20 protein-coding genes and 2 pseudogenes are annotated in these 20,344 nt (G+C 73.0%); 11 read left to right on the top strand and 11 right to left on the bottom strand.

Going from position 1 to position 20,344, the window contains the following annotated elements:
* The first annotated feature begins 114 nt into the window (after positions 1-114).
* Positions 115-1,365 carry a hypothetical protein gene (locus tag UK82_RS05245; protein ID WP_055406498.1) on the top strand — a complete coding sequence of 417 codons (1,251 nt, stop codon included), beginning with the start codon at positions 115-117 and terminating at the stop codon, positions 1,363-1,365.
* 127 nt (positions 1,366-1,492) lie between these two features.
* Here UK82_RS05245 and UK82_RS05240 read toward each other — a convergent pair whose 3' ends face one another.
* Positions 1,493-1,936, bottom strand: a complete 444-nt coding sequence (locus UK82_RS05240; protein ID WP_044887035.1) for a type II 3-dehydroquinate dehydratase — start codon at positions 1,934-1,936, stop codon at positions 1,493-1,495.
* Positions 1,937-2,274: 338 nt separating this feature from the next.
* On the opposite strand from UK82_RS05240, the pseudogene UK82_RS35890 reads away from it, so the two are divergent.
* From UK82_RS35890 to UK82_RS05225, 4 genes and pseudogenes are all read left to right on the top strand, one after another.
* Positions 2,275-2,931, top strand: a pseudogene (locus tag UK82_RS35890) (aminotransferase class I/II-fold pyridoxal phosphate-dependent enzyme); the annotation flags it as partial.
* 1 nt (position 2,932) lies between these two features.
* On the top strand, positions 2,933-3,441 hold a 509-nt coding region (locus tag UK82_RS35885), incomplete at its 5' end, for a DegT/DnrJ/EryC1/StrS family aminotransferase (protein WP_236705526.1).
* A gap of 14 nt (positions 3,442-3,455) precedes the next feature.
* Positions 3,456-4,547 (top strand): Gfo/Idh/MocA family protein, encoded by a 1,092-nt coding sequence (locus tag UK82_RS05230; RefSeq protein ID WP_055406523.1) that lies wholly within the window; start codon positions 3,456-3,458, stop codon positions 4,545-4,547.
* Positions 4,548-4,625: 78 nt separating this feature from the next.
* Positions 4,626-5,354, top strand: coding sequence for an HAD-IA family hydrolase (locus UK82_RS05225; protein ID WP_044887033.1), 729 nt, complete (start codon positions 4,626-4,628; stop codon positions 5,352-5,354).
* A gap of 22 nt (positions 5,355-5,376) precedes the next feature.
* On the opposite strand, the gene UK82_RS05220 is transcribed toward UK82_RS05225, so the two are convergent.
* From UK82_RS05220 to UK82_RS05210, 3 genes are read right to left on the bottom strand one after another with little or no spacing between them, the layout of a single operon-like run.
* A complete protein-coding gene (locus UK82_RS05220; protein WP_044887032.1) occupies positions 5,377-6,510 on the bottom strand; it encodes an ROK family protein in 1,134 nt (377 codons plus the stop codon).
* A gap of 19 nt (positions 6,511-6,529) precedes the next feature.
* Positions 6,530-7,336 (bottom strand): shikimate dehydrogenase, encoded by an 807-nt coding sequence (locus UK82_RS05215; RefSeq protein ID WP_044887060.1) that lies wholly within the window; start codon positions 7,334-7,336, stop codon positions 6,530-6,532.
* Between the two features lie 29 nt (positions 7,337-7,365).
* Positions 7,366-8,436: a 3-dehydroquinate synthase gene (locus UK82_RS05210; protein WP_044887031.1), complete on the bottom strand. Its 1,071-nt coding sequence runs from the start codon at positions 8,434-8,436 to the stop codon at positions 7,366-7,368.
* A gap of 280 nt (positions 8,437-8,716) precedes the next feature.
* On the opposite strand from UK82_RS05210, the pseudogene UK82_RS05205 reads away from it, so the two are divergent.
* A pseudogene (locus UK82_RS05205) lies at positions 8,717-9,111 on the top strand (MarR family winged helix-turn-helix transcriptional regulator); the annotation flags it as partial.
* Positions 9,112-9,331: 220 nt separating this feature from the next.
* A complete protein-coding gene (locus tag UK82_RS05200; protein WP_044887029.1) occupies positions 9,332-9,799 on the top strand; it encodes a hypothetical protein in 468 nt (155 codons plus the stop codon).
* 457 nt (positions 9,800-10,256) lie between these two features.
* On the opposite strand, the gene UK82_RS05195 is transcribed toward UK82_RS05200, so the two are convergent.
* Positions 10,257-10,826, bottom strand: coding sequence for a VOC family protein (locus tag UK82_RS05195; protein ID WP_236705524.1), 570 nt, complete (start codon positions 10,824-10,826; stop codon positions 10,257-10,259).
* Positions 10,827-10,975: 149 nt separating this feature from the next.
* Here UK82_RS05195 and UK82_RS05190 point away from each other — a divergent pair, with 149 nt between their 5' ends.
* Positions 10,976-11,344, top strand: a complete 369-nt coding sequence (locus UK82_RS05190) for a cupin (RefSeq protein ID WP_055406497.1) — start codon at positions 10,976-10,978, stop codon at positions 11,342-11,344.
* 44 nt (positions 11,345-11,388) lie between these two features.
* On the top strand, positions 11,389-12,381 hold the full coding sequence (locus UK82_RS05185) for a pirin family protein (protein WP_055406496.1): 993 nt from the start codon (positions 11,389-11,391) through the stop codon (positions 12,379-12,381).
* 131 nt (positions 12,382-12,512) lie between these two features.
* Here the strand turns inward: UK82_RS05185 and UK82_RS05180 are convergent, their stop codons facing one another.
* The 4 genes from UK82_RS05180 to UK82_RS05165 form a co-directional block, all read right to left on the bottom strand.
* Positions 12,513-12,950 carry a hypothetical protein gene (locus tag UK82_RS05180; RefSeq protein WP_055406495.1) on the bottom strand — a complete coding sequence of 146 codons (438 nt, stop codon included), beginning with the start codon at positions 12,948-12,950 and terminating at the stop codon, positions 12,513-12,515.
* Between the two features lie 231 nt (positions 12,951-13,181).
* The gene (locus tag UK82_RS05175; RefSeq protein ID WP_044887024.1) at positions 13,182-13,655 is read right to left on the bottom strand and encodes a peroxiredoxin; all 474 of its coding nucleotides are present in this window, start codon (positions 13,653-13,655) and stop codon (positions 13,182-13,184) included.
* 111 nt (positions 13,656-13,766) lie between these two features.
* A complete protein-coding gene (locus UK82_RS05170; protein ID WP_044887023.1) occupies positions 13,767-15,416 on the bottom strand; it encodes an NAD(P)/FAD-dependent oxidoreductase in 1,650 nt (549 codons plus the stop codon).
* Between the two features lie 367 nt (positions 15,417-15,783).
* Positions 15,784-16,044 (bottom strand): hypothetical protein, encoded by a 261-nt coding sequence (locus tag UK82_RS05165; protein ID WP_055406494.1) that lies wholly within the window; start codon positions 16,042-16,044, stop codon positions 15,784-15,786.
* 372 nt (positions 16,045-16,416) lie between these two features.
* On the opposite strand from UK82_RS05165, the gene UK82_RS05160 reads away from it, so the two are divergent.
* Entirely contained in the window at positions 16,417-17,094 is a 678-nt protein-coding gene (locus UK82_RS05160) for a hypothetical protein (protein WP_052681306.1), read from the top strand.
* Positions 17,095-17,104: 10 nt separating this feature from the next.
* Here UK82_RS05160 and UK82_RS05155 read toward each other — a convergent pair whose 3' ends face one another.
* On the bottom strand, positions 17,105-17,617 hold the full coding sequence (locus tag UK82_RS05155) for a hypothetical protein (protein WP_044887021.1): 513 nt from the start codon (positions 17,615-17,617) through the stop codon (positions 17,105-17,107).
* Complete coding sequence (gene selA / locus UK82_RS05150) at positions 17,614-19,227, bottom strand: L-seryl-tRNA(Sec) selenium transferase (protein WP_044887020.1); 1,614 nt, start codon at positions 19,225-19,227, stop codon at positions 17,614-17,616. The genes UK82_RS05155 and selA overlap by 4 nt, the downstream gene beginning before the upstream one ends.
* A gap of 437 nt (positions 19,228-19,664) precedes the next feature.
* Between selA and UK82_RS05145 the strand changes: the two genes are divergently transcribed.
* Positions 19,665-20,330, top strand: a complete 666-nt coding sequence (locus UK82_RS05145; RefSeq protein ID WP_044887019.1) for a TMEM165/GDT1 family protein — start codon at positions 19,665-19,667, stop codon at positions 20,328-20,330.
* The last annotated feature ends 14 nt before the right edge of the window (positions 20,331-20,344 follow it).

The following is a 20,344-nucleotide window of genomic DNA, read 5'->3' as shown; positions in this document are numbered from 1 at the left end:
GTGGAGCGTCGCCGCGGCGGTGGCGGGCCCAGCGATGGCGCGGCGTCTCCGCGTCGCCGGACCGGACCGGTCCACCGGCTCCGTCCCGGGTGGGACGATCATGGAGAGTGGCTCGTGACAGGGCGGGTACCAGGCCAGGGCGAGGCCGGCGGGTCCGGGCCGGCCACCGCGGCCAATCCGGCATACAGCGTCACGATCCGGGTGCCGCGCGGAGCGCGGGCCGACATCGACGCGGTTATCGCCGCAGGTCCCGGCACGATCACCTGTTACGCGGACGAGCCGGACCCGGCCGGCCGCCGGATCACGCTCGACGCCGACAGCGGCCCGACGCTGACGTGGCTCCTGAGCGCTCTGCGTAACCGCCTCGGTGCCGACCTGCTGCAGACCGAGGACCCGGTCTTCGTCGTCGCGTCGACGGGCAAGCTCACCCAGTCCCTGTGCGCGTCGGTGACCACGGGGCACGATCTCGCGCTCCTCGACGCGGACGCGGACCGGCGGGTGATCCGCCACCTGGCCACCCACCCGACCCACACCGACCTGTTCACCGGGCGACCCCGCCGGGTGGCGCTGCTCTCCGACGCCAGCGCCGTGCTGGACTTCGAGCCGCTCGCTGCCGAGGCGGCCCTGCCAGCGGTGGAGTCCCAGGCGGTCCACCTGCACCGGGCGACCGGTCTCGACGTCATCCCGATGCCCATCGCGGCGCGGGATGCCGCGGACCTTGGCCGGGCGATCGGCATGCTCGCGCCTGGATTCGCCGCCACGGTGCTGGTCCACACGCACGTCAGCCACATCGACGCGGTCCGCGCCGCGCAGCGGCCGAGCGCCACGCCGCTGCTCGACACCGTCAACGACGGCCTGGCCGTCGCCGCCACCGCCGCCGTCCTCACTCACCTGCGCGGCCGGGGACTGCGGCCGCAGTCGGCCCGCGTCGCCGTCGTGGACCCCGCCCGCGGCGGCGATCTCGCCGGCCTGCTCCTCGCCGCGGGGATCCGGGATCTCACCCTCTACGACCCGCTCGCCTACGGGATCCAACCGCTGCACCGGCTCGCGGCCCACCTCGATCTCCTCGTCGACCTCATCGGCCTGGCCTCGCCGCCGGAGCAGGTGCCCGTGCTGCGGACCCGGCCCGAGACGCCCCCGCCGCTGGCCTCGGCCACCTCGGGTCCGCGCCCGCTGCATGCCCTGCCCGGCCTGTTGCGCGCGGCGGTGCGCACCCACCGACCGATCAACGCACAGGCGCGGCTGGCCGCCGTCCAGGCGCTGGTCGACCTGACCCCGCCCGGCGGGCTGCTGCCGCCCGTCGACCATCCGCGCCTGACCCCGGCCGTCGCCGACGCGGCCGCCCGGGCACTGGCCGCGGACTGACGGCGAGGGTGGTTCGTGACAGCGGGCGGTACCGCGGCCAGGACTGGCCGAGGATCGGTTCGCGGACCGCGGCGGCGGGCCGCAGCGGCGGGCCGCAGCGGCGGGCCGCCCGGTCGGCTGAGCCGGATCAGTCGGACGAGGAGGGCACCAGGTCGAGCAGTGCCTGGGCGGCGAGCTCGTAGCCCAGCGGGCCGAGGCCGACGATCACCCCGCGGGCCAACGCTGACAGAATCGACTCGTGCCGGAAGGACTCCCGCGCCCAGACATTCGACAGATGCACCTCGATCCACGGATTCGGGTAGTTCGCGAGTGCGTCCCGCAGGCTCCAGCCGTACATCATGAGCGCCCCGGGGTTGACGATTGCGCCGACCGAGTCGTAGTTATCCTGAATCGCGTGGATCAGTTCGCCCTCGGATTCCCTTTGGACGGAGACCAGTTTCCAGCCGCGATCAGCGATCCGGGCGGTGACGGCGGATTCAATGTCGGCCAGAGTGGCCGTGCCGTACACCTCCGGCTGCCGCCGACCGAGTATGCCCAGGTTCGGGCCGTTCACCAGAAGAAGCGTGCTCACCAGACCTCATCACTCGTGCCGACACCGGTGCCGACCGGCCTGGTCGGCCGGCGTCCAGTGGACGATATCGCAGCTATGGCGCGGTCATCGATCGGACTATATCGGCCCATATGCGACACGATTGGGCGCGATGGTAGTGCCGCCGTGGCGTGTCGATTGCTCTCCCGTTGGTCAACCTGTAGTCCCGTCTGGGGGACGACAGGCGAGTCGGGGGCGTTGGAGTACCGTCCGTCGCGCACCTCTCGCGTAGATTCTTCGGGCAGCTAACGGTAATGAACCGTAGCCGGGCCGAGATCCTTGCGCGAACCTTATCGTCACGTAAGAAAAGGGTGGGGACCATGAGCGGTGTAGTGCGACGCGCACCGGAGTTGCCGGCCTGGCCGCAGTACTCCGACGAGGAGCGCTCCGGACTGATCCGAGCCTTGGAGCAGGGTCAGTGGTGGCGCATGGGCGGCAGCGAGGTCGACAGCTTCGAGCGGGAATTCGCCGACTATCACGGCGCCGACTATGCGCTCGCCGTCACGAATGGCACCCACGCCCTCGAGCTCGCCCTCCAGGTGCTGGGCGTGGGCCCGGGAACCGAGGTCATCGTTCCGGCGTTCACGTTCATCTCCTCATCCCAGGCCGCGCAGCGTCTCGGCGCGGTCGCCGTGCCGGTCGACGTCGACCTGGATACCTACTGCATCGATCCGGCGGCGGCGGCGGCCGCGGTCACTCCCCGCACCAAGGCGATCATGCCGGTGCACATGGCCGGTCAGGTTTCTGACATGGACGCCCTGGCGAAGCTGTCCGCTGACACCGGCGTCCCGCTGATCCAGGACGCCGCCCATGCGCACGGCGCCCAGTGGCAGGGGCGAAAGGTCGGTGAGCTCGGCTCGGTGGCGGCGTTCAGCTTCCAGAACGGCAAGCTGATGACCGCGGGCGAGGGTGGCGCCGTCACCTTCCCGGATTCGGAACTGCACGAGATCGCGTTTCTGCGGCATAGCTGCGGACGGNCCCGCACCGATCGCCGGTACTTCCACCAGACCTCCGGGTCGAACTTCCGGCTCAACGAGTTCTCCGCCTCGGTCCTGCGCGCCCAGCTCGGCCGCCTGGCCGGCCAGATCGACACCCGCGAGCAGCGGTGGCCGGTGCTCGCCGACGCCCTCGCGGCCATTCCCGGCGTCGTGCCGCAGACCCGCGACGAACGCTGTGACCGGAATCCGCACTACATGGCGATGTTCCGCCTTCCCGGATTCAGCGAGCAGCGGCGCAACGCTTTCGTGGATGCGCTCGTCGAGCGGGGCCTGCCCGCCTTCGCCGCCTTCCGGGCGATCTACCGCTCCAACGGGTTCTGGGAGACCGGCGCTCCGGCGGAATCCATCGACGACATCGCGCGGCGGTGCCCCAACACCGAGGCGCTGAGCGCGGACGGCGTCTGGCTGCATCACCGGACACTGCTGGGCACCGAGGAGCAGATGCACGAGGTTGCGGCGGTCGTGGCCGACACCCTGGCGGCGCAGTGACGGCGGCGGCGCCGGTGCGGGTCGCCGTCGTCGGGTTGGGCTGGGCCGGCCGGTCCATCTGGCTGCCCCGGCTGCGCGAGCACCCCCGGTTCGCGGTGGCTGCGGCGGTCGATCCCGATCCCGCCGCCCGCGCCACGGCGGCCGCCGCGCACCCGGACCTGGAGCTGCTGGCCGACGTCGCCGAGCTCGGCCCGACCCGGTTCGACCTCGCCGTCGTGGCGGTGCCCAACCATCGGCACGCCGACATCGCCGAGCGGCTGCTGACCGCCGGCATCCCGGTCTTCCTGGAGAAGCCGGTCTGCCTGAGCTCGGCGGAGGCGGATCGGCTCGCCGCGGCCGAACGGGCCGGCGACGTCACCTTGCTGGCCGGTAGCGCCGCACGGTACCGAGCCGACGTCAGCCGGCTCTACGAGGTTGCCACTGAGCTCGGCGCGATCCGCCACGTCGACCTCGCCTGGATCCGCGCCCGCGGCATCCCCGACGCGGGCGGCTGGTTCACCCGCCGGGAGCAGTCCGGCGGTGGCGCGCTGGTCGACCTCGGCTGGCATCTGCTGGACACCCTCACCCCCCTGCTCGGCAGCGTCGAGTTCCACCAGGTGGTCGGGACGACGTCCGACGACTTCGTCAGCGACGGTGCGTGGGCGGCGTCCTGGCGGCACGGCGAGCAGGCGGCTTCCCCCGGGGGCGGGGGCGGGGACGTCGAGGACACGGCGCGCGGATTCCTGGTGACCGAGAACGGGACCTCGGTGTCGTTGCGGGCGAGCTGGGCCTCGCACGAGGCCCGCGACCTCACCGCGATCAACGTCGAGGGGGCCGCCGGCACCGCCTCGCTGCGCTGCACCTTCGGCTTCGGGCCGAACCGGCAGGATCGTTCGGTCCTGTCCCTGACCCGGGCCGGGCAGACGACCGCGGTGCCGCTGCCCGACGAGCCGATCGGGACCGAGTACCGCCGCCAGCTCGACGAACTGCCGGCGATGCTGGCTGACCCGGCCTCCCGGGGGCGGGCGATCGCCGAGGTCCGCCCGACGATCGCGGCCATCGAGCGCCTCTACGATTCGGCGCGCTCGCACCGCCCGACGCCGCAGCTCGTCCGCGCGGGCTCATGATGTCCCGCATCTGAAGCACCGTTGTTCTCGTCGTCGAGCCCGGGGGGGCATGTGGGAACGGAACCGAGGGGCCGGCCGATGGCCGGCTGCGCGCACCGGCAGACAGTGATTTTCGATCTTGACGGCGTGCTCGTCGACAGCTTCGGCGTGATGCGCCAGGCGTTCACGATCGCCTACGCGGAGGTCGTCGGTCCCGGCGAGCCGCCGTTCGAGGAGTACAACCGCCACCTCGGCCGCTACTTCCCGGACATCATGCGGATCATGAACCTGCCGCTGGCGATGGAGGAGCCGTTCGTGCGGGAGAGCTATCGGCTCGCCCATGAGGTGGTTCTCTTCGACGGCGTGGAGGAGATGCTGCGCCGGCTGCGCGCCCGTGGCCATGGGCTGGCGGTCGCCACGGGGAAGTCCGGCCCGCGGGCCCGCCACCTGCTCGGAGAGCTCGGCGTGCTGTCGTTGTTCGACCACGTCATCGGCTCCGACGAGATCCCGCGGCCGAAACCCGCCCCGGACATCGTGCTGCGCGCGCTCGACCTGCTGGGAGCGGCGCCGGACGACGCGATGATGCTCGGTGACGCGGTCGCGGACATCGACAGCGCCCGCGCCGCCGGCGTCATGGCGGTCGCCGCGCTGTGGGGCGAGACGGACGGCGTCGAGCTGCTCGCGGCCCGCCCGGACGCCGTGCTGCACCGTCCCGCAGAGCTGCTGGCGCTGCTCGGAGACGCCGGCGCCGGCGGGGATCTGCCGGCCGAACCGCCGACGATGGTGACCGCGGCCCACGGGGTCGGGAGTCTGCTCGCGCGCGACTGAACCCGCGGACCGGCGGGTCCGGTCAGGACGCCCGGCGTGCCAGCAGGATCGCGCCCGACAGGGACGACAGGCCGCCGAGCGTCGCGGCCCGCACCGGCGCGGGCGGATGACCCGGGCGGCCGAGCTCGCGGGCCCGCTCGTCGACGGCCTGGGCGAACCCGGGCAGTCCATCGGCGAAACCGCCGCCGACCACCGCCATCGTCGGATGGAGCAGCTCGGTCAGCCCGACCACGGCCACGGCGGCCGCCTGCGCGCTTTCCCGCACCGCCCGTACCGCCCAGCCGGTCCCCGCGAGCCAGGCCGCGCGTAGCTCGGCGAAGGTCACCTCCGCGCGGGCCGCCGATCCGCCGTCCCCGCTGACACCGCCGTCCCCGCTGACACCGCCGTCCCCGCTGACACCGCCGTCCCCGCTGACACCGCCCAGGCCGTCCCCGCCCAGGCCGTCTCCGGGTACGCCGACCTCGCCGTCGCGGTAACGGGCCGCTCGGCGCAGGGTGGCGGGGCCGCTGGCCGTGGCCTGCACGCAGCCCTGCCGCCCGCAGGTGCACGGCGGGCCCCCCGCGGAGATCACCAGATGCCCGATCTCGGCCGAGCCGCGGCCGAGCCGCGGGCAGGGCTGGCCGTCCAGCACGATCCCGCCGCCGACGCCCGTGCCGAGGCCCAGGTACACCAGGTCCGGGCAGCCGACCGCGTGCGCCTCCGCGAGCGCGGCGAGGTCGCCGTCGTCCGCGCAGGCGACGATCGCTCCCGGCACGAGGTCCCGCAGCGCGTCGGCCAGTGCCAGTCCCGTCCAGCTCGGCCGGCCCGGCCAGGTCGTCACCCGGCCGGCAGCGTCGAGAGTCGCGGGCATCGCGACTCCGACCGCAGCCACCGACCCGGCCCACCTCACCCGCAGGGCGGCGACGTGGGTGGCGAGATCGTCGAGGTCCCGCGTGGCACTCGCCGACGGCGCCCAGCGAAACGTCGCCTCGACCGGCGAGCGCGTGCCGTCGGGAGCGTCGACGCCGCCGGGGACGCCGACCTGGACCGAGCCCGCGGCGGTGATGGGGGTGGTGGGGGTGGGGGTGCGGGCCGGTTCGATGCGCAGCGCGACCTTGGTCCCGCCGATGTCGATGCCCAGAACGCCGGATGTCACCGGCGGGGCGAGGGTGTGCATGCGGAGCCTCCCGGGTCCGTCAGGTGCGGTCCGCCGGGCCGAGTTGGAAGAATGACCGGTACAGGTCGAGCTGATGGGCGAGCATGTGGATGCCCGGATGGGTCGGCAGCCCGAGGGCCCCGGCCGCGTCCAGCAGCCGGGTCCGCGGCGGCTTCATGATGATGTCGGCGACGACGCACCCCGCCGGCAGTGCGTCGGGCGGGAAGGGCAGCGGGTCGCCGGGGCGCAGACCGAGCGGGGTGGCGTTCACCGCAAGGTCCGCGTCGCGCAGCGCCGGTTCGGGCCCGGCGACGGCCCGACCCGGCCAGCGCTCGTCCAGTCTGGCGAGCAGGTCCGCGCACTTCGCCCGGTCCGGGTCGTAGAGCGACAGCAGCCCACAGCCGGCGTCGAGCAGCGCGACCGCGATGGCGCTGCCGGCCCCGCCGGCGCCCATGAGCGCGACCCGCGTGCCGCGCACGGGATGACCGGCGGCGGTCAGCCCGCGGACGAATCCGGCCCCGTCGAAGTTGTCGGCCAGCCAGCCGCCGCCGGGCAGCCGGCGCAGCACGTTGGCGCTGCCGCTGATCCGCGCGGCGGGGCTGTGCTCGGTGGCCAGGGTGCAGGCGGCGACCTTGTGCGGGATCGTGACGAGAACGCCGTCGAGGTTCCCGGTGGCCGCGAGCCCGCGCAGGACGGTGGCGAAGTCCGCCGGTCGAGCGTGCACCGGGACGAGGACGGCGTCGATCGCGAGCCGGGCGAACAGCGGGTTGAGCAGCGCCGGCGCCTGCACCTGGGCGACCGGGTCGCCGATGACGGCGTACAGCCGGGTGGTGCCGCTCACCGGCAGCGACGTCGGGGTCGTGATCGTCGGGGTCGTCACGCCGGATCCTCGCGGGGCATCGCGGCGAGCGCCGCCAGCACCAGCTCCTCGTCGACGTCGGGCACGAGTTCCGGGCCGTCCGCGCCGTCGAGGACGAAGGTCAGCCCGGCGTTCGTCGACTTCTTGTCCAGCCGCATCACGGCGACGAGCTCGGCGGGCTCCACCCCGGCGGGCAGGGCGGCGGGCAGACCGTAGCCCTGCACGACGTCGAGGTGTTCGCGAACCCGCTCCGGCCCGATCCGGCCGAGCGCCCCGGCGAGCCGGCCGGCGAACACGGTGCCGACGGCGACGGCCTCGCCGTGGCGGAGCGCGTAGTCGGTGGCGCGTTCCAGGGCGTGCCCGAGGGTGTGCCCGTAGTTGAGGATGTGGCGCAGGTGCGAGTCCCGCTCGTCGCGGGCGACGACCCCGGCCTTGAGTGCCACGCTGGCCGCGATCTGCTCGGCGACCGGCCGGCCGAGCAGCCCGGGTGCCCCGATGAAGTGGGCTCGCGCGATCTCGCCGTAGCCGTTGATCCATTCCCGGCGGGGCAGGGTCGTCAGGTAGTCGGTGTCGCAGAGGACGGCGCTGGGCTGCCAGTAGGCGCCGACCAGGTTCTTGCCGGCGGGCAGGTTCACCGCGGTCTTCCCGCCGACGCTCGCGTCGACCTGGGCGAGCAGCGAGGTCGGCAGGTGCACGACGGCGACGCCGCGGTGGTAGAGCGCGGCGGCGAGCCCCACGACGTCGGTGGTCGTCCCACCGCCGCAGGAGATGACGACGTCCGACCGGGTCAGCCCGAAGTCCGCGAACCGGCTGCACAGTGCCTCGACGTTGGCGAGCGTCTTGTCCGCCTCGCCGTCGCGGGCGGGCAGCCGCAGCGCCGGTACGCCCGGGTCGGGCACGGCGTCGAGGGGACGGGCGGACACGATGACGGCCCGCCTCGCTCCGACACGGGCCACGACGTCGGGCAGGGTCCGGCGGACGCCGGCGCCGATGTCGACCGGGTAGCTGCGCGGGCCGAGTTCCACCGGGATGCGCCGGTGGTCGGCGGCGACCTGTTTGATCGGGCTGATCGGCAGGGTTGCAAGCATGCCCGTCACGTTTCGTCTCCGGATCCGCGAGGTGTCGTGGCTGTCCGCCGTGCTCCCCGATGGTCCGCCGCGGCGCCTGTGTCCCAGTCTGCCGAAGTGCGGTCCGGAGGCCCCACCCGGGGCACCCGACCCGAAGATCCCGTTGTGTTTTGGTCGACGCGGCGGGGCCCGGCCGGGACTCGGTGTCCGCCACATGCCGGCCGGCTCGTGCACCGTGCACGCAGAGTAAGGTCGAGCGGTGAGATCAGAGGACGGCGCCAGGCTTGCCGCCGCGCTGGGGATGCTGCTCGCGCGGCCGACCCGGATGCGGCTGTTCGGAGACCTGCTGGCCGCGGGCGATGTGAACCTGGACGAGGCGACCTATCCCGTGCTCAACGGTCTGGCGCGGACGGGCCCCACGACGGCGCGCAAGCTCAGCACGGAGATCGGCATCGACCGGTCGGTGGTGAGCCGGCACAGCGACCGGCTCGAGGCGCTCGGGCTGCTGCGTCGCTCGGCCGATCCCGACGACGCCCGCGCCACCCGGCTCACCCTGACCGACGAGGGGCACGCTGCCATCGAGCGGCTGCGTGGCCGGCTGGCGGGCGCGTTCCAGCGCAGGCTCGATGCCTGGCCGGCCGAGGATGCCCGCGCCTTCGTTGCGGGTATGGAGCGTTTCGTCGAGGAGAACCTGGCNGAGCGGGGCCGTTAGCCGGATTCACCGATGGCTGCGGGCGGTAGCGACCTATGTCACGGTCAGTGGCGCTTTCGGGTGGCCGATGCCTCCGCGCGGCGCGCCTTTCGCGAAGATCTGGGACACCGGCGGAATTCTGCGTCAGGCTCTGTGGCCACGGGCCGGTTCTCCGACCGCAGATCCGTCGAGAAACCCGGATAGTTCGTAAACGAGGAGTCCGTGATGACCAAGCCGACCCCTGTGACCAGCGCCGATTCCGGATCGGTTCCCGCGGGAACGCCCGCCGGCGCGCCGGGCACGGCGCCGGGCGGGTGGACTGCAGCGCCGGTCGGGGATGGTCAAGGGCACTCCACGCCGGCGCCGGAGGGGCCGGAACAGGCCGGGACCATTTCCTCTGGTCCCGAGGGCACCCCACATGTTCCGTACCCGGACAATGGCCGGGCCCAGGGGGAATACGGCGCGTCGGCGGCGCCGGAGGAGGCGGAGCTGCCCGGCGCTCGCGCGTTGTGGATCCTCGCGTTCACCTTCGCCGCGCTCGGGCTGTTCTTCCCGCTCGCCGGGCTGATCGCGATCGGCTGTGGGGCGATGGCCTGGCGAAAAGGCAGCGGGCGAGGCAAGATTGCGACCTTCGTCGCGCTCGCGACGACCCTGGTCGGGCTGATCCTCACGATCGTCGTCGTCACCACCTGACCGCGACCGGGACGCCGCGGAGCGGGTGTCGGCCCGGGTCCGGCGGGCGGACCTCCTCGTCGGCTGTCTTCACGGGGGCGGCTGGCTCTCACGGGGGCGGCAGTCGGTAACCGACCGGCGGTCTGTAACGGGATTGGCGGTCGGTAACCGACCGGCGGAGTCTTTTCGTCGGCCGGGGTCATCCTGACCGGCGGATGGTTCTTTCCCGGCGCCCAATGCGCGTTCGGGAATGCGATGCGGCTCGCCGGCCGACCGTCGGGGTGCTTTTCGCGGGATCCATCGACGGTACGTACCTGCGGAATTTTCTGTGCCCGGCGGGCCCCCGCCCGGCGGCGCCTCGATGGCATAGGTGAGGCCGCCCAGCTCGGGGGGTGCCGGGCGGCCTCTGAACCGATGATGACATTCAACGGGTCGCCGACACAAGTCCACCGTGATCGCGCCACAGCGTGCCGGCCGGTCAGGCGGGCCAGGATGAGCCGCTTTGGACCAGGTCGACCAGCAGGCCGGAGCCGGCGTCCAGGTAAGCCTCGACCGGATGCCGCGCATCCGGTCTGACCTGCTCGACCCTGGCCCCGGCGGAGACCGAGACACGAAGCTGGGCCGCCACGTCGTCGACCAGGTAGCCGATGGCGAAGATGCCCTCGCCGCGCCGGTCGAGGATCTCCCGCGCCGCCCACGGCTGGCGGCCGGGTGCGATCAGCTCGACCAGGCCGGCGCCGAGCCGCCCGATCGCGACGCGGGCGCCGTCGAGCGCGACGGGCCGGCCGCGGTGCACGGCGGCCCCGGACAGCGCCCGGGTGTGCCAGGAGTCGATGCCGAGCGAGACGGTGTAGAGCTCGCGGGCGAGCTCCAGGTCCGCCACCACGACGGCGAAGTGGTGGAACGTCAGCCCGGCCAGCACCGCCTCGACGGCGCCGACACCGGTGAACCGCGCACCGGCCGGCGGGGGATCCATGGCGCCGTGACGTGCGGGAATGACCCCGGCCTGCATCCAGGCCTGGGGGTGAAAGACCGATTCGGTTGTCACGACGCCCCTCCCACGTCCCGCCGGTATCGGGGGAGCGCGACCGGATCGTACCGTCGCCCGTCGCGACCCGCGTTCCACCGTCGTCCCGCGCCACCGTCGTCCCGCGGCACTGCCGCCTCGGCCGGCAGCCAGGCACGATGATGCATCCCATGCCGACCTTCATCGAGTCCCCGACCGTCGTCGAGGCCGCCGGGAATCTTCCAAAGATCATTCGCGAGTACGTGGGCGGGGTGAACACCGGTACGCGGAGCCTGAGCATCGCGCACATGTCGAGTCCGGGCGGCTGGGCCGAGCCGGGTCAGCGGCCGGAGTTCGACGAATACACGATCGTTCTGCGCGGCTCGGTAACGGTGGAGCACGCCGACGGGATCATCGAGGTCGCGGCAGGTCAGGCGGTGCACACCGCCGCCGGGGAATGGGTTCGTTACAGCACGCGCGGCGCGGACGGCGCGGACTACATCTCGGTGTGCCTGCCGGCCTTCCTCCCGGAGACTGTCCACCGGGACGAGGGCGCGTAGGCGACGGTTTGTTGCGTATGCAACGATTGTCGTACCGTTGAGGGATGAGTGGACCCGTCCTGCCTGTCGACGTCGCCCCCGTGCCAGCGGAACCGCCGGTGCCGAGCCTCCCACCGTCGCCGCTGTCGGGAGCGCCATCGGGAGCGGACCGGGACTCGGCAGCCGGGCCGGAGCTGGCGGTCGTCGAAGGGCGGACCGCCGACGTGGGCGGCATCCCGGTGCGGCGGGTGCTGCCTCGCCGGGTCCGGCGGACGATCGGCGCCTGGTGCTTCGTCGACCACCTGGGTCCGATGACGATCTCCGCGTCGAACCCGGTGGCCGTCGGCCCGCATCCGCACATCGGGCTGGCCACCGTCACCTGGCTGCTGAGCGGCCGCCAGGTGCATCGGGACAGCCTCGGCTCCGAGCAGGTCCTGCGTTCCGGCGAGCTCAACCTGATGAGCGCCGGGCACGGGGTCACCCACGCGGAGGAATCCGAGGATTACCGGGGTGAACTGCACGGCGTGCAGCTATGGGTGGCGCAGCCCGAGCACACCCGGCACGGTCCGCCCGCCTTCGCCCACCACGCCGATCTGCCCGTCGCCCGGTTCGGGGCGGCCGAGGCGACGGTGCTGCTCGGCGAGCTCGACGGCAACGTCTCCCCGGCGCGCACCGACACCCCGCTCGTCGGTGCCGACCTCGCGCTGCGGGCCGGCGGTGCCGTCCTGCCGCTGCGGCGCGACTTCGAGCACGGGCTGGTCGTCCTGGCCGGGTCGGTGCAGGTCGGCACGCAGGTCCTGCGCCCCGGCCGGCTGGGCTATCTGGGCGTCGGGCACGACGAGCTGCCGCTGCGCGTCGGCGAGGGCGCTCGCGCGCTGTTGCTCGGCGGGGAGCCGTTCGCCGACCGGCTGGTCATGTGGTGGAACTTCGTCGCCCGGTCCCGGGTCGAGATCGACGCCGCCCGCGCCGACTGGCAGGCCGGCGCGGACCGGTTCGGCACCGTGACGACCACTGCCCAACGGATCCCCGCGCCCGAGCCCCCCTGGACGGCCGGCTGACCCTGGCCGGTCGATGGACCCTCGGCTGGTTGGCGACCATGAACTGGCCGATGACCCGGGCCGGCCGATGACCCGGGCCGGCCGATGACCCGGGCCGGCCAACGACCCGGGCCGGCCGGCGGCGGCATGGGCTAGTCGGAGGTCCGGCTCCGGCGGGCACCCAGACCCTGGACGACGAAGCCCAGCCCGATGCCGAGCAGCCAGACGTCCTTGGCGATGGGCAGCCCCTGCTGCGTCGGCCAGATCGTGCCCTCCTCGCGCAGGCCCTGGGTGCGGGCGTAGAGCCCGAGCAGCCCACCGGAGAAGGCGGACAGGCCGAGCCCGGCGAGCGCGGTCGGGACGACCGGGGCGACGAGCGCCGTACCGAGTGCGATCTCGGCGCCGGCGAGCACCTTCGTGAAGGTCACCGGGTCGAGCTTCGCCAGGAACGGGTAGGTGTTCGCCGCCATGCCGTGCAGCCCCTCGGCGGTGGCCCGGTCGGCCTTCCACTTGCCCAGACCCGAATGCAGGATGAACGCGCCGGCCGCGGCGCGGCCGGGAACGTCACGTGCCTTGAGGGGCAGTCCCATGGTGGGCAACCTTCCGTCGGGCGGCGCTTCGTCGGCTGGCCGCTGGCCGCCGGGCGCTGGCCGCTGGGCGCCGGACGGCTCGCGCCGCCAGCGTGTTTATCCCCAAACGTAACGTCGCCGGCGGCCGGAGGGCGAGCGGGACCGCCCGACTGTCGGTGTGGGCGGGACCGCGCCGCCCGGCTCGTCCAAGCTTCCTTCGAGCTTCCTGATCTGTTAGAGCTTCCTGATCTGTTAGAGCTTTCTGACCTGTTCGGTGATGGTGTCGACGTCGGAGTAGGTGACTCCGAGCAGGCCGACCTGCTTCCAGCGCAGCACCCCGTCCGCGTCGACGAGGAAGACCGAGCGGCGCAGTCCGAGCCCGGGCACGGCGATCCCGTACGCCTTCACCGCCGTGCGCGCGGTGTCGGCGAGCAGGGGAAAGCCCAGGCTGTGCTGGCGGGCGAAGCCCTCGTGACTGTCCAGGTCCTGCGGGCTGATGCCCCAGACGAGCACGCCGAGCTCCGCGAAGATCTCCAGACCCGCCGAGTACGAGCACATCTGCCTGGTGCACACCGGCGTGTTGTCGCCGGGGTAGAAGGCCAGCACCACGGGATGCCCCCGCTCGGCGGACAGGGCGTACTCGCCGTCGCGCCGCTCGCCGTCCGCCAGGACGAGTCCGGGCAGGCTGAGGTCGGGCGCCGGGTTGCCCACAGTCGGGGTGGCCACAAGTACGCTCCTTGTCCGGCCGCCACGGCCAGCGGGTCGGGCGGGCGCTGATTTTCGCAACAGTACCGGTGACAGAATGCGGTACGCCAGCCCGCCCGGGCCCGAGCGGTGTCAGAAGACGGCCGGTTGCGGCGTTCCGCCCGTGCGGGTCAGCAGCTCGTCGAGGTCGTAGTCGTACCAGCGCCGCAGCGGCGTCGGGGAGTCGGTCCGACCCCACTCGTACATCCGGCGCTGGGCCTCGAAGGAGCCGTCGTGCCAGCGTCGCAGCACATCGCCGAGCCGCAGCGGCGCGGGCAGGAAGTCGGCCCCGCCGAGCAGGCCGGCGAGACGCTCGACGGCGGCCGCCGGGGCCAGCCGGCCGGCCTCCACGTCGACCATCACCGCGCTCAGGGAGTCGAAGAACGGCTGGAATTCCGGCAGGTCCGGGCAGAAGGTGCCCAGGTGCGGGGCGTCGAGCAGCCGGTCGAACAGAGCCCGGTCACCCTTCTCGAGATAGCCGAAGTAGGTCCCGACGATCCGCGCGATGCCCATGTTCCAGCCGAGGAACCACACCTTCGACCAGGCCCGCCACAGGTCGAAGTCCCGGAACGAGACGTACGAGCCGTGCACGAGCTTGTCGTTGACGTCGAGGATCGTCTGGTTGAGCGTGTCGATGTGGCCGAACCGCTCGGCGGAGAAGTCGTCGTCGGCGAGCGCGGCCAGCAGGGTCGGGGTGAAGGCGTAGATCACCTGCATGGTGTTGGCCATGCCCCGGGAGAACAGCGCGTCGATGGCCCCGGCGGCGTGGCTCATCATCGCCCAGCGGTCGCCGACCGTGCGGGTGCTGGAGTACTGGGTGCGTCCGGTGGAGACCCAGTCCCAGGCGGGCCGGGCGTCGGCGAACTGGCGGGCCACGCTGGGGAAGCGGTCGAGGTAGGCGGCCCACTCCTGCTCGGCGGTGCGCCCCGGCTCCTTCGGGAAGCGGCCGGCGTCCAGGTTGAGCCCGACGCTGCACAGCGGGTTGGTGGCCCTGCGGTGGTTGTCGAACGGGATGACCCATAGCCAGCCGCCGTCGAAGATGTGGTGCAGGGTGCCCTGGTGCCACAGCGACGGCTGACCGCTGGGGGTCGTCACGTCGTCGAACGGGGTGACGCCGACCATGTGGGTGAACAGCGTCCGGGAGTTCGTCCGGAACCGGCAGGGCTCCTCACGCAGGGCGAACTGGTTCGCGAGCACCGAGTTGCGGCCCGAGGCGTCCACGACGTACCGGACCCGCAGCGTCTCGCCGGACCTCGTCGTGAGCGTCGCCGCGTCGGCGGTGAACTCGACGCGCTCCACCATGGTCCGCTGGCGCGGGTCCGCTCCGTAGCGGACCGCGGAGTAGAAGAGGTAGGAGTCGATGTCCTGACGGTGCATGTGCATTTCGGGGCCGTTCGGGAACTCCGAGACGCTGCACTGGGTGACCTCCTCGGGGTTCTGTACCTGCCCGTCCCGGTGGTACACGAAGCCGAAGTTGCGCTTGACGCCGCAGGCTGACGTGACGTGCGAGCGCACCCCCTCGAAGCTGCTCACGTGGCCGAGTTCAGGTACGTCGAACCGCTCGGCGAGCAGCTTCAGCAGGTAGGTCGTCTCTCCGATCGTCGACTCGCCGAGCGCGAACCGTGGGTGGGTGCCGCTGTCGACGAGGACCACACTGTGACCGTGCCGGGCGAGGATGTTGGCCAGTGTCGAGCCGGCGATGCCGCTACCGAGGATGGCAACCGAATAGTCGTACCCGCTCATTACGAGACTCCCTGTACGCCGCTACACGAAGTGGGCCGGCTGCGTCTGTCCTCTCGCAATGATCACAATCATCGCAACCGGTGCACAAATAACACCTAACCAGCTCGACGGATCATGGTTGTAGTAAACGGAACATCAACGCCAATGCGTAAGCGACCATCCTTAATCTGAGCTTTTACCCATATGTCGGAAACTACCTACTTGGGGGGAATGGTCCGACGGGCGACTTGGGGTGTCGGCGGCTGGTGACCTGCGGACGGCCCCCGGTCGCGTCGACGCCGGGTCGCATCGTGAACCACGTGTTTCCCAACCATTGTTGAGGTAATGCCGGTGCGCGCACCGGCCGAACACGGATGATCGGATCTTGCTAGCGGTCGCCAACCGGCCGACGCTCGTGCCCCGCGTCGTTCTCGCGGCCCTCCGGGTGGGGCTGCGGCTCCGCGTCCGAGCGGACCTCGATGAGTCGGACCGACCGCCAGTTGACCAGCATCGTCCGGCCGTCCGCGAGGTGGAGCTGCTCGACCTCGCAGCGGAAGACCGCCTGGGCGACCCGCCTGCGCAGTTCGTCCGGATCGGTACCCGGCGGCAGGAGATAGGGCTGCCCGTCAATCACGATCTGCACTGCCACGGCCCAACATTCGCACGCCTGTTCGATCTAGGCAAATGCCGGATGGCCCGGACGGGTCATGCGCTCGTCCGGCGGGCACGGTCCCGGCCGCAGGAGGAGCTTGGCCCGGGCGGGGTGCCAGGGGCAGGGGGCGGTGACCGGTAGGGAAGAACCATTCTGGTATCAGGTGGAGGCATTCGTCCGGCCGGAGACGCGTGCCGGGAGCACGATCGTCGTCGTGGTCCCCCGCCGGTGGCGCGCCTGCCGGCGACGACGCGATGGTCCGAGAGGGGGCACGCAAGCGTGTGAGATGTGTGGGCGTGCGGGTGTGCGGGAGCGTGCGGACGTGAGGGGTTCGCGGAGGTGAGAGGGCGTGTGGATATGGGCGGGACCATGAGCCACGTCGGCGAGGCCGCCGCGGCCGTCCCTCGATCACCGCTGGCCAGGGTCTTCGACGACGCGCTGGTCACCGCGGGCTCCCGCGCCGACGTGGGTGAGCGGGTCGCGGCCTTCGTCGACCTGGCTCGGCGCTACCAGGAGCCGGGTCGGCACTACCACACCCTGCGGCACGTCGCGGAGATGTCCGCCGCGCTGCGGGTGCTGCTCGCCGCCGAGCGCCGGCCGCCCGCGGAGCGTGCCGCGCACGTCTGCGTGCTCGCCGTGTACTTCCACGACGCCGTCCACGAACCGCGGCTGGCGGACAACGAGCAGCGGTCCGCGGAGCTGGCGATCGACGTGCTCGCGCGGCTGGGCTGCCCCGGGGGGATCGGGACGGCGGTCGCCCGGCTGGTCCTCGCCACGGCCTCGCACCGCTCGACCCACGACGACGAGGCCCTCGTCAACGACGCCGACCTGCGGGTCCTGGCGCGACCACCGGCCGCCTACGACCGCTACGTGCGTCGGGTCCGCCGGGAATACGGCTGGGTCGACGAACGCGCCTGGCGCGAGGGACGGGCGCCCCTTCTGCGCGGCCTGCTGGACGGTCCGCTCTACGCGACCGCGTGGGCGCGGCGGAACTGGGAGCCGCCGGCCCGCCTCAACCTGGCCCGGGAGCTGCACGCCCTCGGCTGAGCCGCCCGTCCTACCGCCCGGGTGCCGGGCGGCTTCGGTCGGGTGGACGGGCGCCGGCCGGCGGCGGGTGGCGCCGGGCCCACGCCGTCGCGACGACACTCGCCAGCAGCAGCCCGCTGACAATCGGACCGGCGCTGAACTCGGTGGGCGTGGGCTCCAGGCCGGGCCAGGCCACCGCGAACAGCGCGAGGGAACCGGCCGCTCCCGTCCCGGTCGCGGCCAGCCGGTACCGGCGCGCGACGGGCAGTCCGGCGAGCCCGGCCCCGCCGACGGCGTGGCCCAGCACGGCGGCGGCCAGCAGAACCCCGCCGACCGTCCAGATTGCCCAGACAGGCAGCCACCCGAGCAGCTCCGTCTCCCCGTCCCAGCCGTAGCGCTCGGCCGGCGTGCCGGTCGGGGCGCCGGGCCAGACCAGCAGGTGGACGAGCCCGTAGCAGAGGAGGACCGATCCACCGGCCGCACCGGCGAGCCGGCGCCCGGCGTCGGCGACGGCGGGGATGTCGCGCAACCGGATGCGGCTCACGGCGCCCGCCGATCCGCCACGGCGGTGGGCGGGATCGCCATGGACTCGACGGTCACCATGTCCGCCGCCGCGACGGCGCTGCCCGCCACCGCCGGGACACCGCCCAACACTGCCGACCCGCTCACCATCGCCGACGCGCCCGCCACTGCCGACCCGCTCACCATCGCCGACGCGCCCGCCACTGCCGACCCGCTCACCATCGCCGACGCACCTGCCACTGCCGACCCGCTCACCACCGCCGACCCGCTGACCGTGACGACGGTGTCGGCCGCCGCCGTGCTGTGCGGCTCTGTGGGGGCGTCGGTGAGGATGGCGGCGCCGGCCTCGGTCGCCGCCGCGAGCACGGCGGCGGCGAGCACCGGATCGAGCTCCGCTGGCACGGTCCGCAGGTCGAGCAGGCAGCAGCCCTGCTCGACGCGCCCAAGGACGGCCGGTTCGCCATGGCGCAGCGGCGCCGCGATCATCGCGTCCAGTGCGACGGCGGCACTGGGCAGCTCGGCCCCGACGCACCCGAACCCCCACGCGCCGCAGGCCGTTCGCCCGGCGGCCTGATCAACTCCGGTGGCGTACCCACGCCGGCATCCGCAGGTGTTGGTGTCCGCCGCCGAGCCGGTGCCGCCGTCGATGAGCGCGCGGCTGGCGACGGCGGACGCCGCGATCCCGGCGCGGCGCAGCCAGGCCGCGAGCGTCTCGGCGCGGGCGGCGAGACGCTCCGGCCGGGCGCGCAGGGCCTGCCGGACCGGCGAGTCGGGATGGCGCAGGGTCGCCTCCAGCGCGGCGAGGGTGAGCTTGCCGGCGCGCAGCGCCCGCGACATCGGATGGCGGCGCATCCGGTCGATCAGGTCGGCCCGGCCGAGGAGAAGACCGCACTGCGGGCCGCCGAGCAGTTTGTCGCCGCTGGTCGTGACAACGCCGACCCCCCAGCCGAGCCAGCTCGAGACGTCGGGCTCGGCGAGCATCGGTTCGGGATGAAGCAGGCCCGAGCCGCAGTCGCCGACGAGCGGCACCTCGAAGTCGGCGCAGAGGGCGGCCAGATCGCTGATGGCGGGGCTGTCCGTGAACCCGACCACCTGGTAGCTGGCCGTGTGCACGCGCAGCACCAGGCCGGTGTCGGGGCCGATGGCGTCCGCGTAGTCGCCGAGCGTGGTGCGGTTGGTCGTGCCGACCTCGCGCATCCGCGCGCCGGCGGCGACCAGCAGCTCCGGCAGCCGGAAACCGTCGGCCGTCTCGACGAGCTCCCCTCGGCTGACCACCACCTCGCGCCGCCCGGCGAGCGCGGCCACCGCGAGGGCGAGGCCCGCCGCGTTGTTGTTGACGACGTGCACGCCCGCCGCCGCCGGCACCGCGGCGGCGAGGGCGGCCAGGGCGGTGCGTCCCCGGCGGTCGCGGCGGCCGGTGCGCAGGTCCAGCTCGAGATCGGTGGTGCCGGCGGCGAGATCCACCGCGGCGCGCGCGGCCGCGGACAGCGGGGCCCGGCCGAGCGCGCCGTGCAGGATCACCCCGGTGGCGTTGATCACGGGGCGTAGTCCCGTCGCCGTGCGGGCGAGCGTCGTCGGCGCCGGCACCGGACCGTCCCCGGAGTAGTACGCGAGGGGAACCGCGTCGTCCATCACTCCACGTGAAGTTAGTGCTTCTTTCCGAGATTTTCACGGAGGCCACCACCGATGGATGGTGTCCTTTCGTGTTCCTGTGGCTCGTTCCACGTCAGGGCGCCAGTCAGGGCGGATCGAGGCGAATGCCGCCGGTCCGCGCGGCCTGTACTGTCTCCCCCGAAGGGGAGTAGCCCTGCCGCGCGGCCCGTCTCCGGTGCGCACGGCCTGGGACGACGGACGTGTCCGTCGCCGGGCCGGCCGGGTGCGGTGTCCGAGCGGTCCGGTCGTCGACATACTGGCGTCCGCCGATCGACCCATCCAGGGCCGGTCCGCGGGCACCCGGCGGCCGGGCCCGGCCCACGCGGCCGAGTGGGCGAGACCTTCGACACGGCAGGCATGCCGGGTCGAAGGCGCGTCCCCGCTCCCGGCCCGGCTCCACGGAGAGGTCCCGGGCATTGAGCATCACCGCAGCACTCATCACCTTCGGCGTGATCTTCCTGGCCGAGCTACCCGACAAGACGATGGTCGCGAGCCTCGTGCTGGGCAGCCGCTTCCGGCCGCTGTACGTCTGGGCCGGGGTCGCAGTTGCCTTCGTCGTGCACGTCACCGTTGCCGTGGCGGCCGGCAGCGCCTTCTCGCTGCTGCCGCACCGGATCGTCGACACGATCACGGCGGTGCTCTTCATCGCCGGAGCCGTGCTCGTGCTGCGCGAGGGCCGCGAGAGCGACGGTACGGGCCAGGACAACGGTACGGGCCAGGACGACGGTACGGGCCAGGACGAGCCGGATCGGGCCGGCGCCGCGGCCGAGCGGCCTGCATCCCCGGCGCCGGTCGCGGCCACGACGTTCTGGCGGGTGGCGGCCACCTCCTTCGGGGTCGTCTTCGTCGCGGAGCTCGGCGACCTGACGCAGATCTCGACGGCGAACCTGGCCGCCCGGTTCGACGCGCCGGTGGCGGTCTGGATCGGGGCGGTGCTGGCGCTGTGGACGGTGGCCGGCCTGGCCATCGCCGGGGGACGCGGGCTGCTTCGCCTGATGCCCATCGCGATGATCACTCGGATCGCCGCGGGCGCCTTCCTGCTCCTGGCCGTCGTGTCGGCGATCGAGGCGGTGCGCGGCTGAACCCGGCTCGCGGC

The organism is Frankia sp. ACN1ag (genome assembly GCF_001414035.1).
Classification (GTDB): Bacteria; Actinomycetota; Actinomycetes; order Frankiales; family Frankiaceae; genus Frankia; species Frankia torreyi.
Note: the sequence above shows the minus strand (reverse complement) of the source record. Positions and strands in the feature narration are given on the sequence as shown.

Coding starts and splice junctions, on each gene's coding strand:
- UK82_RS05210 (WP_044887031.1), bottom strand. CDS start 8,436: ATGCTTGCAACCCTGCCGATCAGCCCGATCAAACAGGTCGCCGCCGAC.
- UK82_RS05180 (WP_055406495.1), bottom strand. CDS start 12,950: ATGGGACTGCCCCTCAAGGCACGTGACGTTCCCGGCCGCGCCGCGGCC.
- UK82_RS05200 (WP_044887029.1), top strand. CDS start 9,332: ATGACCAAGCCGACCCCTGTGACCAGCGCCGATTCCGGATCGGTTCCC.
- selA (WP_044887020.1), bottom strand. CDS start 19,227: ATGGACGACGCGGTTCCCCTCGCGTACTACTCCGGGGACGGTCCGGTG.
- UK82_RS05220 (WP_044887032.1), bottom strand. CDS start 6,510: ATGCACACCCTCGCCCCGCCGGTGACATCCGGCGTTCTGGGCATCGAC.
- UK82_RS05160 (WP_052681306.1), top strand. CDS start 16,417: ATGAGCCACGTCGGCGAGGCCGCCGCGGCCGTCCCTCGATCACCGCTG.
- UK82_RS05185 (WP_055406496.1), top strand. CDS start 11,389: ATGAGTGGACCCGTCCTGCCTGTCGACGTCGCCCCCGTGCCAGCGGAA.
- UK82_RS05170 (WP_044887023.1), bottom strand. CDS start 15,416: ATGAGCGGGTACGACTATTCGGTTGCCATCCTCGGTAGCGGCATCGCC.
- UK82_RS05190 (WP_055406497.1), top strand. CDS start 10,976: ATGCCGACCTTCATCGAGTCCCCGACCGTCGTCGAGGCCGCCGGGAAT.
- UK82_RS05225 (WP_044887033.1), top strand. CDS start 4,626: ATGGCCGGCTGCGCGCACCGGCAGACAGTGATTTTCGATCTTGACGGC.